The 13,022-nt window shown below is 71.3% G+C and carries 11 protein-coding genes; 8 read left to right on the plus strand and 3 right to left on the minus strand.

Going from position 1 to position 13,022, the window contains the following annotated elements; translation table 11 throughout:
- Nucleotides 1–223: 223 nt before the first annotated feature.
- Nucleotides 224–4,249, plus strand: a complete 4,026-nt coding sequence (locus ABEG17_RS13475; protein WP_406833205.1) for a S8 family serine peptidase — start codon at nt 224–226, stop codon at nt 4,247–4,249.
- A 107-nt stretch (nt 4,250–4,356) separates the two neighbouring features.
- Here the strand turns inward: ABEG17_RS13475 and ABEG17_RS13480 are convergent, their stop codons facing one another.
- The gene (locus tag ABEG17_RS13480; RefSeq protein WP_406829989.1) at nt 4,357–5,556 is read right to left on the minus strand and encodes an N-acetylglucosamine-6-phosphate deacetylase; all 1,200 of its coding nucleotides are present in this window, start codon (nt 5,554–5,556) and stop codon (nt 4,357–4,359) included.
- Nucleotides 5,553–6,128, minus strand: coding sequence for a TetR/AcrR family transcriptional regulator (locus ABEG17_RS13485; protein WP_406829990.1), 576 nt, complete (start codon nt 6,126–6,128; stop codon nt 5,553–5,555). Before ABEG17_RS13485 ends, ABEG17_RS13480 begins: the two co-directional genes overlap by 4 nt.
- A 48-nt stretch (nt 6,129–6,176) precedes the next feature.
- On the opposite strand from ABEG17_RS13485, the gene ABEG17_RS13490 reads away from it, so the two are divergent.
- A complete protein-coding gene (locus ABEG17_RS13490; RefSeq protein WP_406829991.1) occupies nt 6,177–6,677 on the plus strand; it encodes an FBP domain-containing protein in 501 nt (166 codons plus the stop codon).
- 53 nt (nt 6,678–6,730) lie between these two features.
- Complete coding sequence (locus ABEG17_RS13495) at nt 6,731–7,357, plus strand: histidine phosphatase family protein (protein ID WP_406829992.1); 627 nt, start codon at nt 6,731–6,733, stop codon at nt 7,355–7,357.
- A 7-nt stretch (nt 7,358–7,364) separates the two neighbouring features.
- On the opposite strand, the gene nucS is transcribed toward ABEG17_RS13495, so the two are convergent.
- The gene (gene nucS / locus ABEG17_RS13500) at nt 7,365–8,060 is read right to left on the minus strand and encodes an endonuclease NucS (protein WP_406829993.1); all 696 of its coding nucleotides are present in this window, start codon (nt 8,058–8,060) and stop codon (nt 7,365–7,367) included.
- Between the two features lie 121 nt (nt 8,061–8,181).
- On the opposite strand from nucS, the gene ABEG17_RS13505 reads away from it, so the two are divergent.
- The 5 genes from ABEG17_RS13505 (at nt 8,182) to ABEG17_RS13525 (ending at nt 12,967) form a co-directional block, all read left to right on the plus strand.
- Nucleotides 8,182–8,586 carry a hypothetical protein gene (locus ABEG17_RS13505; RefSeq protein WP_406829994.1) on the plus strand — a complete coding sequence of 135 codons (405 nt, stop codon included), beginning with the start codon at nt 8,182–8,184 and terminating at the stop codon, nt 8,584–8,586.
- Nucleotides 8,587–8,668: 82 nt separating this feature from the next.
- Nucleotides 8,669–10,447, plus strand: a complete 1,779-nt coding sequence (locus tag ABEG17_RS13510) for a 3-hydroxyacyl-CoA dehydrogenase family protein (RefSeq protein ID WP_406829995.1) — start codon at nt 8,669–8,671, stop codon at nt 10,445–10,447.
- Nucleotides 10,448–10,602: 155 nt separating this feature from the next.
- Nucleotides 10,603–12,126: a hypothetical protein gene (locus ABEG17_RS13515; RefSeq protein WP_406829996.1), complete on the plus strand. Its 1,524-nt coding sequence runs from the start codon at nt 10,603–10,605 to the stop codon at nt 12,124–12,126.
- A 44-nt stretch (nt 12,127–12,170) separates the two neighbouring features.
- Nucleotides 12,171–12,710, plus strand: coding sequence for a SigE family RNA polymerase sigma factor (locus tag ABEG17_RS13520; protein WP_406829997.1), 540 nt, complete (start codon nt 12,171–12,173; stop codon nt 12,708–12,710).
- A complete protein-coding gene (locus ABEG17_RS13525) occupies nt 12,668–12,967 on the plus strand; it encodes a hypothetical protein (protein ID WP_406829998.1) in 300 nt (99 codons plus the stop codon). The genes ABEG17_RS13520 and ABEG17_RS13525 overlap by 43 nt, the downstream gene beginning before the upstream one ends.
- The last annotated feature ends 55 nt before the right edge of the window (nt 12,968–13,022 follow it).

Raw genomic sequence — 13,022 nt, forward strand, 5'->3', positions numbered from 1 at the left:
TCGCCTGACCGGGTCCGAGCCGCCTGAGGCCGCTGGACGGTAGCGGGACCGTGGATCTACACAAATTTACCGTCTGGGTATCGGTGGTTCCCGTTCCCGCGGGGCGTCTCATGGCCTACGTTCGGCCCCGGCGTGGTGAACCGGTGGGGGAGTGTGTCCTCCACGGGCCCTGGGGGACCCCGGGCAGGTGGTGTGTTGCCACGGCGAAGGAGACCTCGTGTCGATGCAATCTGGGGGAAGGCGTCGTCGCGGCTACACAGCCGCTGTCGGTGTCAGCGCCCTGTCGGTGGTGGCTGCGGCAGCGCTGGGCGCCGTACCCGCGAATGCAAGTACCCAGCCGACCCCGGTCAAGCACCGGGGTTCAGCCCTCTCGCTCCCCAGGGGCGCCATGGGCGCCGGCTCGATGCGCCTCGGGACGCTGAAGTCCGCGGGCGAGAAGGTCGACAGCTCGCTCGCCGGGGCCAAGGGCCCGGTCGATGTGATGATCGAGCTCGACGCCGCCCCGGCGTCGACGGCGTTCACCCGGGCCCGTTCCCGGGGCGGGGCTGCAGCCAAGCTCGCCGCCCGCAACCAGACGGCCACCATCAGGCGGGCGCAGGCAACGGTCGAGGGGCGCTTCGGTGCCTCCGCGACCCAGGCGCGGACGCTGTACCGCGCCCACGCCCTCTACTCGGGTGTCGCCGTGCGCACCGACGCGAGCAAGCTGAACGCCCTCGCTGCCCTCCCTGGTGTCAAGGCAGTCCACCGCATCACGCCGAAGGCCAAGTCCAACTCCGCGTCGGTGCCGCTCATCGGCGCACCCGCCGTCTGGAAGGGCCGGGGCGAGACGGGTCAGGGCGTCCGGGTCGGCATCATCGACACCGGCATCGACTACACCCACGCCGACTTCGGCGGTCCCGGCACCGGCGCTGCATACGCCGCGGCCAAGGCCTCCAACACGTTCACGCCCACCGCCAAGGTGGTCGGCGGCTACGACTTCGCCGGCGACGCCTACAACCCCGGTGGTGGCAGTGCCGTCCCCGTTCCCGACCCCAACCCGCTCGACTGCGAGGGCCACGGCTCCCACGTCGCCGGCACCACGGCCGGGCTCGGCGTGACCAAGGCCGGTGCGACCTACACCGGTGGGTACGCCACCGACATCGACCCCGCCACGATGGCGATCGGGCCTGGCGTCGCCCCCGGCGCCTCGCTCTACGCCCTCAAGGTCTTCGGCTGCGAGGGTGACACCAGCATCGTCGGGGAAGCCCTCGACTGGGCCGCCGACCCCAACGGTGACGGCGACCTCTCGGACCGCCTCGACGTGGTCAACATGTCGCTGGGCTCCAGCTACGGCTCGCCGGACGACCCGGACGCTGTGGCGTCCAACAACCTCGCGGCCCTCGGCACCGTCGTCGTGGCCTCGATGGGCAACAGCGGCGACGTGTACGAGGTCGGCGGTTCGCCCGGCGACGCCACGCGCGTGCTGGCCGTCGCGGCGTCGGACGACAGCGACTCCGTGGTCGACGGCCTCAAGGTCGACAGCCCCGTGGGCATCGAGCCGGCCGACACCGTCGACGGCCACCAGGACGACGTCTTCGGTGCGCTGAAGTCGGTGGCCTACGACTGGGCCACCAAGCCCGGCCTGACCAACACCGACGTCGTGACGATCGGGGACTGGAGCCAGCCGGAGTCGGCAAGCAACAACTCCGACGCCTGCTCGCCGCTCTCGACGGCTGACGCCACCAAGGTGGCCGGCAAGATCCTGATGACCAAGTGGTACGACGGGACAGGTCGTCGTTGCGGCTCCGTCGGCCGCTCCGGCCAGGCCAAGGCCGCCGGCGCCGTGGGTGTCATCTTCGGCAGCGACGTCAACTCCTTCTCCGCCGGTGTGACCGGCGACGTCGACATCCCCGCGATGCTCGTCGTCAACCAGGGCACCCTCGCGATCAAGGCCAAGCTCGACGCCAACACCCCCGTCAAGGTCACGATGACCAACGCGCTGCGCAACAGCGTCACGATCGTCGACCGCGGTGCGATCGACCAGCTCGCGGGGTTCTCCTCGCGAGGTGTCGGTATCGCCAACAACGTCAAGCCCGACGTCGCGGCCCCGGGTGTCACCACCTTCTCCGTCGCGGTGGGCACGGGCAACGAGGGCATCGCTGAGAGCGGCACCTCGATGGCGTCCCCGCACGTGGCAGGTGAGGCCGCCCTGGTGCGCGGCGTCCACTCCACCTGGACCCCCGAGGAGGTCAAGGCCGCCATCATGAACACGGCGACCCAGGACGTCTTCGTCGGCCGCAACCACACCGGCGCCGTCTACGGCCCGGAGCGGGTCGGTTCCGGTCGGGTCAAGGCCGACGCGGCCGTCGACACGACGACGCTCGCCTACGTCAAGGACACCCCCGGCGCGGTCAGCGTCTCCTTCGGACCCGTGGCCGTCACCACTGCGACCACGACGCTGAGCAAGACCGTGCACGTCGTCAACAAGCGGCCCACCGGCTCCTCGTCGTACACGATCGGCTACCAGCCGGCACACGCCACCCCGGGTGTGAAGTACTCCTTCAGCCCCAGCCAGGTGAACCTGCCTGCCGGTGGCTCCGTCGACGTCAAGGTGACGGCGACGTTCACGAAGTCGGCGCTGCGGGCAGTGCAGGACCCCACGACGAACTCCAACCCGCTCGGGTTCTGCCTCGACGACGCCTGCAACGTACCGGCACAGCGAAGCTACCGCGCTGACGCCAGCGGCCGCATGGTCCTGACGCCGGTCGGCACGACTACCGGCTCGGCGCTGCGCGTCCCCGTCTGGTCTGCTCCTCGGCCGGCTTCGGCGATGACGACGTCGTCGCAGGCGACCGTGGCGAACAGTGGCCCGGTCAAGGTGGGTTCGCTGGCTCTCTCCGGCAGCGGGGTGTCGCAGGGATCCGGTTCGACCGGCTACGAGTCGTCGGTGTCCACGTTCCAGCTGCAGGGGACCAGCCCGAAGATCCCGAGCTGCTCGCCGACCCTGGTGTTGCACTGCATCGCCTTCGCCGACGACCGCTCTGCCGACCTTCGTTATGTCGGCAGCGCCTCGGATGCCCCCCTGTTGACTGCGGCCGACCGCGGCCAGTCGATGCTCACCTTCGGCGTCAGCAGCTTCGGCCCCTGGCGCACGCCGGCCTCGTACACCGAGTTCGACGTGCTGCTCGAGACCGACGCCACCAACCCCGGACCCGACGCGATCGTCTACAACACCCGAGCGGTGACGACGGACGACTACGACTACTTCTTCTCGGAGCTGGTCGACCTGCGCAAGGCGTCGGCGACCTACGGCAAGGTCCTCGACGACGAGCTGATCAACGGCATCGATGGCTCCTTCGACACCAACGTCTTCAACAGCGACTCGCTGGCCCTTCCGGTCTCGGTGGGCACGTTGCAGGACGCGGGGCTCATCACCGGCGCGGCTCCGAAGGTCAAGTACTGGGTGGAGTCCTACACGGCGGAGGCCGGGGCGGTCGACGCCATCGGCTCGGCCACGTCGCCCCTGACGATCAGCGTGGTCTCGCCCGCGCTGGCGGCCTACGGTGACTACGGCACGCTGCTCAACACCGACCTGCCGGGCAAGTCGCTGGACGTCCGTCGCGACGATGCGTCGTACGCCTCGGACAAGCCCCAGGGCCTGCTGCTCATCCACCACCTGAACACCGATGGCGCCCGCGCCCAGGTCGTGACGGTCAAGGCGAAGTCGTCGACCAGGCTCACCGCGAGCTCGACGTCCTACACCTACGGTGGCAAGCCGGTCTTCACGGCCACGGTGAGCCCGTCGATCGCGACGGGCACGGTGTCCTTCCGGGACAACGGGAAGCTCGTCAAGACGGTCGCCGTCAAGAGCGGCAAGGCAGTCTGGACGGCGACGGGTCAGACGCGGGGCGTCCACTCGATGACCGCGACCTACAACGGTGACGCCAGCACGCTCGCGAGCGTGTCCGCGGCGGTCAAGGTGACGGTCAACGGGCTGGCGAGCAAGGCCTCGCTCGCCTCCACCTACCGCTCCTACGGCTACGGCTACCGTCCGACCCTGACCTCGGTGGTCAGCCCGTCGGCGGCATCCGGGACGGTGACGTTCCGCGATGGTTCCCGTGTTCTGGGGACGGTCAAGGTCAGCAAGGGCAAGGCGGCACTCCGGGCGCCCGTCCTGGCACGTGGCACGCACCGCCTGACGGCGACCTACAACGGGTCGACGGTCTACAACCCCGCGACGTCCTCGGTCGTCTCGGTGGTCGTGCGCTGACCCCGGTCCACCCCGCCTGAGGCTCTGGGCCCCTGCCACCCGGCAGGGGCCCAGAGTCGTCTCCAGTCAGGGGAGGGGGAGTGCGGGGCCGAGGATCCGAGCGCCGGTCAGAGCCAGGCGCCGCGTCGCAGGACGCGCAGGGGCGCCAGCTGGTCGTCGACCACCAGGACATCTGCGTGCGAGCCGGGAGCCAGGCTGCCCACGCGCTCGAGCGCGAGGGCCCGGGCGGGCGTGAGGGTCGCGGCCATGACGGCGTCCGCGAGGTCGATGCCGAGCTCGGCGACGCACCAGCGGACCTGGTCGAGCAGGGTGGACACCCCGCCTGCCAGCGACCCGCCGTCCACGAGGCGCGCCTCGCGACCGCGCACCTCCACCCGCCGGCCACCGAGGGTGTGGTGGCCCTCGGCCAGGCCGCTGGCCGACATGGCGTCGCTGACCAGGGCGATGCCCGCCGGGCCGACCGCGTCGAACACCAGCTGCACGGTGGCGCCGTCGAGGTGCACCCCGTCGGCGATGAGCTCCACGACGGCCTCGCCCCGGACTGCTGCCCCCAGCGCCGCGGCGACGGGACCGGGCGCGCGGTGGTGCAGCGGCGGCATACCGTTGAAGAGGTGGGTGACCAGGGGGAGACCGCCACGGACCCCGGAACCCCTCACCGCAGACAGGGCGCGGGCGCAGGTCGCGTGGTCGGCGTCGGTGTGGCCCAGGGCGCCCAGCACCCCGTGACCGGCGAGGGCCGACGGAAGGCCGCCCGCGGGGTCTCGTTCCGGGGCGAACGTCATGTGCGCCAGACCTCCGCCGGCCGCGTTCACGAGGCCGTCGACGAGGTCGAGGTCGACGTCGACGAGCGCGGACGGGTCCTGGGCGCCGCAGTGGGTCGTGGACAGGAACGGGCCCTCGAGGTGGATCCCGGCCAGCTCGCCGGACCCGACCAGGGGCGCGAGGGCCGCGGCCCCGGCGAGCAGGACCTCGGCCGGTGCGGAGACGAGCGACCCGACGACCGAGGTGGTGCCCGAACGGTGGTGGTGTGCGGCAGCGGTGCGCGCACCGTCGACGTCGGGACCGAACTCCCCACCGGCGCCCCCGTGGCAGTGCACGTCGACCAGGCCGGGCAGCAGGAGGCTGCCCGGCGGGAAGCCCGCGAGAGGGGGCAGGTCCGCCCAGGGGTGGGGCAGCTCGTGGCGCTCGCCGGCATAGGAGATCAGGTCGCCTTCCACGACGAGCGCACCGTCCTCGATGACCCCGCCGGGCAGGACGAGGCGTCCGGTGAGCAGGTCGGGGTCGAGGGCGGCGCTCATGGTCGTCATGACGCGATCGTGGCCCAGCTGCGCAGGGCGAGGTCCACGGCGTCGACGGAGCGGACGAAGGACGTCTCAAGGTCACGCGGGTGGTGGCTGAACCCGCCCATGGCCTCCAGTCCGAGGAACCCGTAGACCATCGACAGCACGAGTCGGGCGGCATCCGTCTGGTCCGGATCGGCCAAGCCGTACCCACGCAGGACCGCTCGCACCAGCTCGCCGTGTCGGGGGGCAGCGCTGTCGGACGCCGTGGCCGGGTCCAGCTCCTGCTGCATGGCGGTGTAGCGACCGGGGTGGTCGAGGGCGTAGCGCCGGTAGGTCGTCGCGAACGCCCTCAGCGCGTCCTTCCCGGCCAGACCGGCCACGGCGTCGGAGAGCAGGTCGGCGAGCTCGGCGAGGGCCAGCACGGTGACGCGGGTCCGCAGGTCCTTCAGGCCCCCCACGTGGGAGTAGAGGCTGGCGTCCTTGACCCCCAGGCCCCGGGCCAGCGCAGCGAGGCTGACGGCCTCGAAGCCGACCTCGTCGGCGAGGTCGGCGGCAGCCACCGTCACCCGGTGCGCGGTGAGACCTGCTCGTGCCACGTGGACCTCCTACCTAGGACTCCTAGTTGATCACCTATGATCCATAGTATGCAGGAGCTGACCGAGACCGAGATCAGGGCGTGCTTCGTCAACGCCACGAAGGGCGAGTCCAAGCGGCTGGCGCTGCCCAAGGACCTCGCCACCCTGCCGTGGGACGACCTCGACTTCCTGGGGTGGCGGGACCCGGCTGCCCCTCAGCGGGCGTACGTGGTGGCCTCGACCGGTGGGGTGACCACGGGGGTCGCGCTGCGGCTCGCCGACTCCACGGCCGGGAGGCGGCGACGCAACATGTGCGCGGTGTGCCTGACCACCCACCCCGGGGACGGGGTGTCGCTGATGACGGCGCGCAAGGCCGGGCGGTCGGGACAGCAGGGCAACTCCGTGGGCACCTACCTCTGCAGCGACCTCGCCTGCTCGCTGTACGTGCGCGGCCTGCGCAGTGCCGGACCGGGCTCACGCTTGCAGGAGTCGCTGTCCCTCGAGGACCAGTCCGAGAGGCTGGTCTCTCGGCTCCAGGCGTTCCTGGACGGCGTCGCGCGCGAGAGCTGACCGGCCCCACTGACCGGGCCCCACTGACCGATCGCGCGGCATACCCTCTGCCTGTGAGCGACCTCCACTGCCCTGCGACGCTGCTCGTCGCCCGTCACGGTGACGCGGAGTACGGCCACCCGTCCGTGCTCTCCGACGAGGGCGGCTGGCTGAGCGCCGAGGGGCGGGCACAGGTGCGGGGGATGGCCGACTCGCTGCGCGAGCGCAACATCGCCCGGGTCTACACCAGTCGGCTGGAGCGTGCCATCGAGTCCGGGCAGCTGGTGGCCGAGGTGCTCGGGGTGGACGTCGTCGCGGTCGGCGGGTTGGCGGAGTTCTCCGTGGGGGCGTTGGCCGGCCGTCGTCACGACGACCCCGAGCTGGCCTCGGTGTTCAAGGCGTGGATGCACGGTGACCAGGGGCGGTTCATCCCCGGCGGCGAGTCGGGCGCCACGGTCCTGCGGCGCTACCGTGAGGCGCTGCAGGGGATCGCCGACCAGCACCGTGGCGAGACCGTCGTCGTGGTCAGCCACGGTGGGGTGATGTCCTTCGTGCTCCCGAGGTTGGAGGAGCCCGCGGTGCGCGCCGACCTGGTCGCGCGGGCGTTCCTGCCCAACTGCGCTGTGGCCGAGGTGGAGGCCGACGGCGACGGGTTCCGGGTCCTGACCTGGCCGGGGTCGCGCGAGCGTGGCGTGGTCTGACCGACCCTCAGAACAGACGTGTGGTCGTGTCGTCGATCCCGCGGAGGGCGTCGTAGTCCAGCGTGACGCAGCGGATGCCGCGGTCGGTGGCCAGCGTGCGCGCCTGCGGCTTGATCTCCTGGGCGGCGAAGATGCCGGTGACGGGGGCCAGGTGGGGGTCGCGGTTCATCAGCTCGAGGTAGCGCGTGAGCTGCTCGACACCGTCGATGTCGCCCCGACGCTTGATCTCGACGGCCACCGAGCTGCCGCCCGCGTCCCGGCACAGGATGTCGACCGGCCCGATCGCGGTCATGTACTCGCGCCGGACCAGGGTCCAGCCGTCGCCGAGGGTGTGGATGTGCTCGGCGAGGAGCTTCTGCAGGTGGGCCTCGACGCCGTCCTTGATCAGGCCGGGGTCGACGCCGAGCTGGTGGGCCGAGTCGTGCAGGACCTCGTGGATGAGCACCCGGAGGCGGTCCTCGGACTTCGCGTGCTGGACCTGCCAGACCTGGGTCACCCCGTCGGCGGCCTCGTGCTCCTCGGGGGAGACCTCAGCCATCGCGCACGGCGGTGACATCCAGTTGAGCGGCTTGTACGAGCCGCCGTCGCTGTGGACCAGCACCGAGCCGTCCGCCTTGACCATCAGCAGCCTCGTGGCGAGGGGGAGGTGGGCCGACAGACGACCGTCGTAGTCCACCGAGCACGTCGCAATCACCAGTCGCACGAGGCGTCACTCTACGGTGAGCTGCTCCGCCCGGGCGAACCGGTGAGAACGTGACCAAAGTCCTGATTGCGTGGCTGGGATTGCGGGCGCACACTCGAGGTCTGAGGTGAGGTGAGCACCCATGCTGCTGATGCTTGGCAATGGCGCCGCACTGGCCATCGTCGTCGCCGGTGCGTGTGTCCTGCTGCGCTGGGTCTCGTCGGGGGTGCCGCCCAAGACGCTCCAGCCGGTGTTCGACCGCATCGACGCGCTGCGTGCCCGGCGCCGTCCACGACCGGAGCCCTTGCCGCCCATCCTCGTGGCCCTCGAGGTCAGCCGGCTCGCCGACCACGTCCGGTACGTCGAGCGCTCGGACCTCCCCAACAAGGCCGAGCGACTGATGGCGGCTCGTCTCGCCTACGACCACACCCTGCGCGACTACTGCCGGGCCGTCGACATCCCCGTGCCGACGGCCATCCGCGGCCTGTCGAGCGAGCAGCGCTTCCACATGGAGTCCGCGTTGATCGGCACCGGACACGAGTGGTGACGCGCCGGCGCGGCCGGGGGGTGGTGACCGTCACGCCTGCCTGCTCTCCTCCCTGATGGAGGGCTCTGACAGACTTCGCCGCATGGCTCGTGAGTTCAGCAAGGTCGCTGTCGTCGGACTCGGCACCATGGGTGCCGGCATCGTGGAGGTGTTCGCGCGCAACGCCATCGACGTCGTCGCGATCGAGGTGGACGAGGCGGCGGTCGACAAGGGCCGCGGTGTCCTGCAGCACTCCACCGACCGCGCTGTCTCCCGCGGCAAGCTGACCGCGGAGGACCAGGCCGCCCTGCACGCGCGAGTGCACTTCACCTCCAGCATGGACGACGTGGCCGACTGCCAGCTCGTCATCGAGGCCGTGCCGGAGCACCTCCACCTCAAGAAGGAGATCTTCGCCAAGCTCGACGCGGTGGTCGGTCCCGACGCGATCCTCGCCACCAACACGTCGTCGCTGTCGGTCACCGAGATCGCCGTCGCCACGAGCAACCCCAAGCGCGTCGTCGGCATGCACTTCTTCAACCCGGCCCCTGTCCTGCAGTTCGTCGAGGTGATCCGCACCGTCGTCACCGAGGACGAGGTGTTCGAGGACGTCAAGGCCCTCGCCCAGCGCCTCGGCAAGCAGCCGGTGGTCGTCGGTGACAAGGCCGGCTTCATCGCCAACGCCCTCCTGTTCGGCTACCTCAACCACGCCGTCGCGATGTTCGAGAGCAAGTACGCGAGCCGCGAGGACATCGACGCCGCGATGAAGCTGGGCTGCGGCTACCCGATGGGGCCGCTCGCCCTGATGGACCTCATCGGCCTCGACACCGCCTACGAGATCCTCGACACGATGTACAAGCAGGGGCGCGACCGGTTGCACGCCCCCAGCCCGATCCTCAAGCAGATGGTCAGTGCGGGGCTCAAGGGCCGCAAGAGCGGCCGCGGTTTCTACACGTATGCCGAGCCGGGCAGCTCCCAGCTCGTCGACGACGCCCTCACCCCCGCTGCCGCCGCCGGAGAGCACGAGGCGACGCGCACGGTGCGCACCGTCGGTGTCGTGGGGTCGGGGACGATGGCCACCGGCATCATCGAGGTCTTCGCCAAGGCCGGTTACGACGTCACCTACGTGACCCGCAGCCAGCCCAAGGTGGACGCCGTCACCGCGGCGGTCCAGAAGTCGCTCGAGAAGGCCGTCCAGCGCGGAAAGCTGACCCAGGAGGCCCGTGACGAGGCCCTCGGCCACCTCACCGGTTCGACGTCCCTGGACGACCTCGCCACGGTCGACCTCGTCGTCGAGGCCGTCGTCGAGGACCTGGCCGTGAAGCGTGCGCTGTTCGAGAACCTCGACGAGATCTGCAAGCCGGGAGCCATCCTCGCGACGACCACCTCCTCGCTGCCCGTGGTCGAGTGCGCAGCCGCGACGACCCGTCCCGACGACGTCGTCGGCATGCACTTCTTCAACCCCGCGCAGGTGATGAAGCTCGTCGAGGTCGTCCACACGGTCTCGACCGCCCCCGACGTCGTCGCGACCGTGCAGCAGGTGTGCGCCGACCTCGGCAAGCACGCCGTCACGTGCGGCGACCGCTCCGGCTTCATCGTCAACGCCCTGCTCTTCCCCTACCTCAACGACGCCGTGAAGATGCTCGAGGCCAACTACGCGACCGCCGACTCGATCGACACGGCCATGAAGACCGGGTGCGGTCTGCCGATGGGGCCGTTCGAGCTGCTCGACGTCGTCGGCCTCGACGTCTCGCTGGCAATCCAGCGCGAGCTCTACCTCGAGTTCCGCGAGCGTGGGTTCGCCCCTGCGCCGCTGCTCGAGCACCTGGTCACCGCTGGCTACCTCGGCCGAAAGTCCGGCCGCGGCTTCCGCACCTACGCCTGATTCGGCCCGCTGCCGCGCGGTGGGACACGGTATGCCGCCTGCGCGGCATACCGTGTCCGCGTCAGCCGGCGGCGGCGCGGGGTAACGCAGGGAGGGGGCTCCGGCGTCTGGGTCGGTGACGGGCTGCAGGGCAGCCCACGAGCCGAGGGGGAACCATGACCAGGTCCGACGACGAGCCGCTCGAGGCGCTGCTGCGCGAGGCCTTCGCCGGGGCGCGTGCCCAGGGAGGACTGGGCACGAGCGCCGTCGAGGCCGGGATCGCGGCACGAGCCGGGCGGCTGCGTCGTCGCAGATCGGTGGTGCGCGGCAGTGTGCTGACCGTCGGGATCGCGGCGACGGTGCTCGCCGTCGTGCTGGGTCCGGGCTCGCTCGGCCCGGACCGGGCACTGGTGCCTATCAGCACCCACACCACGTCCACGCCTTCCCGCTGGGCCTTTCTGGTGGGGAGCTCGGAGGGGTTCGCCTACCGGTTCCCGAACACGGTGGCCATGCCCTGGCCCGCGGGTGTCATCGGGCAGTCGCTGCCCGACGACACCGACTCGGGCGGAAACGTCCTCCTGCAGTCGGACGCCTCCCCGCTCTCGCACGAGGACGCAGACCTCGCGGGCCCGGCAGGTGTCTGCACGTGGGACAGCCGACCCGACCGTCGCCGGCCTGTAGCCGGACGATCGTGGGACCTGACCTTCTTGTCGAGCCCGGGCCGGGGTAGAGCCCACCTGGGGCTGGCGGGGTTCACGACGGGGACCGGGGAGGACGTCCTGCGAGACCTTCGATCCGGAGCCCTGCCGTGCGGGCCCGGGCCCGATCTCAAGCCGGTGACGTGGCAGGGTCACGACGACCGCTCGGTCCTCTTCATCGGGACCTCCACCGTCGCCGACAGCACGTTCACGCAGGTGATGGCGGTGACGCGGGTCGGCGACGTCCTCGTGAGCGGCGCCGCGATCTCGGCCGACGCCGCGCTCGCCCGGCGAGTGGCGACCGAGCTCGCCGACAACACTGCGGCCCCGCTCGACGAGCTGGCCTTCCCACCCGCCCTCGGCCAGCCACTGGGAAAGAGCGCCGCGGCACCCAACGCCGCGTCGGCGCCCGGCGCGAGCCCGGCCGCGCCGCTCGTGGCCGCGGAGGAGTACCGGTTCGGCGACGTCTTCCCCACGATTGCCCAGCTGGGCCACGACCTGCGCTATCACGGTGACGCCAGCCACGGCCGGAACATCCCGGCTTCCAGTGGTCAGTTCTGCGACCTCAGTGGGTTGTCCGCCGCTCGGGTGGCTGAGGCGAACGCGGCGCCCCACCCCGTCGCAGGGACCCTGCAGGGCGCGTGGTCGGGGGACGGCCAGGGCCTCGACCCGAGCGTCGACATCGCGGTGACTGGCTACCCCACGGGTACCGGGCCGGAGGCCTTCCGCCGCCTGCAGCAGGACACCGGGCCCTGCACGTGGCTGCCGGCCCAGGAGCGTCAGGCCTGGCCGGGAGAGGACGACCAGCAGACGTGGCTGTCCCGCGGCGCTGGCGCGGGTTCAGCGACCTACATCGCCGCCCGTCGTCTCGGTGACGTCATCGTCTCGGTCCAAGTCGTCGGACTCTCGGCCCAGGACGCGCGCGACGAGGCGGTCCGGGTGAACGGCATCGTGGCGAAGAACGTCCGCGACAGCGGCCTCCCCGCCGCTGCGGGGCGGTGACCGTGGGGTTCTTCAGCCGGCCGACGTCGGCGTCACCCGGGCGCGTGAGCAGCGATGCAGAGGCCTACGTCTCGGCTGCCATCCCACGCCTCATGGGCGCGGCGCTGTCCCTGACCGGCAACCGGCACGACGCCGAGGACCTCGTCCAGGACACCTTGGCCAAGGTCCTGGTGAACTGGCGGCGGGTGGAGCGGGCCGACAGCCCGGACGCCTACGTCCGCAAGGTCATGGTCAACACCTTCGTCTCGGGCAAGCGCCGCCGCTCGTCCAAGGACGTCGTCTCCCACGAGCTGGTGACCGCCGACGCCGTCGCGCCGAACACCGGGCCGGCGGGTCCGGAGGAGCGGGACGCGATGTGGACGCTGCTCGCCGGCCTGTCGCCGCGGCAACGGGCGGTGCTCGTCCTGCGCTACTACGACGACCTGCCCGATGCGGCGATCGCAGAGGTCCTGGGCTGCTCGCCGGTGTCGGTGCGCGTCACCGCGCACAGGGCGCTGGCCAGGCTCCGCGAGCGGATGCCGGGTCTGGGAGACTCGACGTCATGCCCCGAGCCAACCGGCGCCGCCGCGACGACGTCCCGCTGAACGTCGACCGTGCGGTCGGCGGGCTCACGCGACGTGAGTCGTATGGCGGCTCCGAGTGGTTCGTGCGCCGGGTCACCGGCGCCTCGGCCAGCCGCGCATACCTGTGCCCGGGCTGCCAGCAGAACATCGCGATGGGCACGCCCCACGTGGTGTCGTGGCCCGCGGACGGCATGGGTGGGCTCGACGACCGCAGGCACTGGCACACGACGTGCTGGGAGGCGCGCGAACGGCGCCACACCACCGGCTCCTACCGCTGAGGACCCGCCGATCCCGGTGGGGACGTTCGCCTCTGGGGAGGCGCCCGGGCCCGGG

Source organism: Pedococcus sp. KACC 23699 (assembly GCF_045348425.1).
Classification (GTDB): domain Bacteria; phylum Actinomycetota; class Actinomycetes; order Actinomycetales; family Dermatophilaceae; genus Pedococcus.

Excerpts from the sequence above, each read along its gene's own strand:
- ABEG17_RS13475 (WP_406833205.1), top strand. The coding sequence starts at position 224 with ATGCAATCTGGGGGAAGGCGTCGTCGCGGCTACACAGCCGCTGTCGGT.
- ABEG17_RS13480 (WP_406829989.1), bottom strand. The coding sequence starts at position 5,556 with ATGACGACCATGAGCGCCGCCCTCGACCCCGACCTGCTCACCGGACGC.
- ABEG17_RS13490 (WP_406829991.1), top strand. The coding sequence starts at position 6,177 with ATGCAGGAGCTGACCGAGACCGAGATCAGGGCGTGCTTCGTCAACGCC.
- ABEG17_RS13505 (WP_406829994.1), top strand. The coding sequence starts at position 8,182 with ATGCTGCTGATGCTTGGCAATGGCGCCGCACTGGCCATCGTCGTCGCC.
- ABEG17_RS13510 (WP_406829995.1), top strand. The coding sequence starts at position 8,669 with ATGGCTCGTGAGTTCAGCAAGGTCGCTGTCGTCGGACTCGGCACCATG.
- ABEG17_RS13515 (WP_406829996.1), top strand. The coding sequence starts at position 10,603 with ATGACCAGGTCCGACGACGAGCCGCTCGAGGCGCTGCTGCGCGAGGCC.
- ABEG17_RS13525 (WP_406829998.1), top strand. The coding sequence starts at position 12,668 with ATGCCCCGAGCCAACCGGCGCCGCCGCGACGACGTCCCGCTGAACGTC.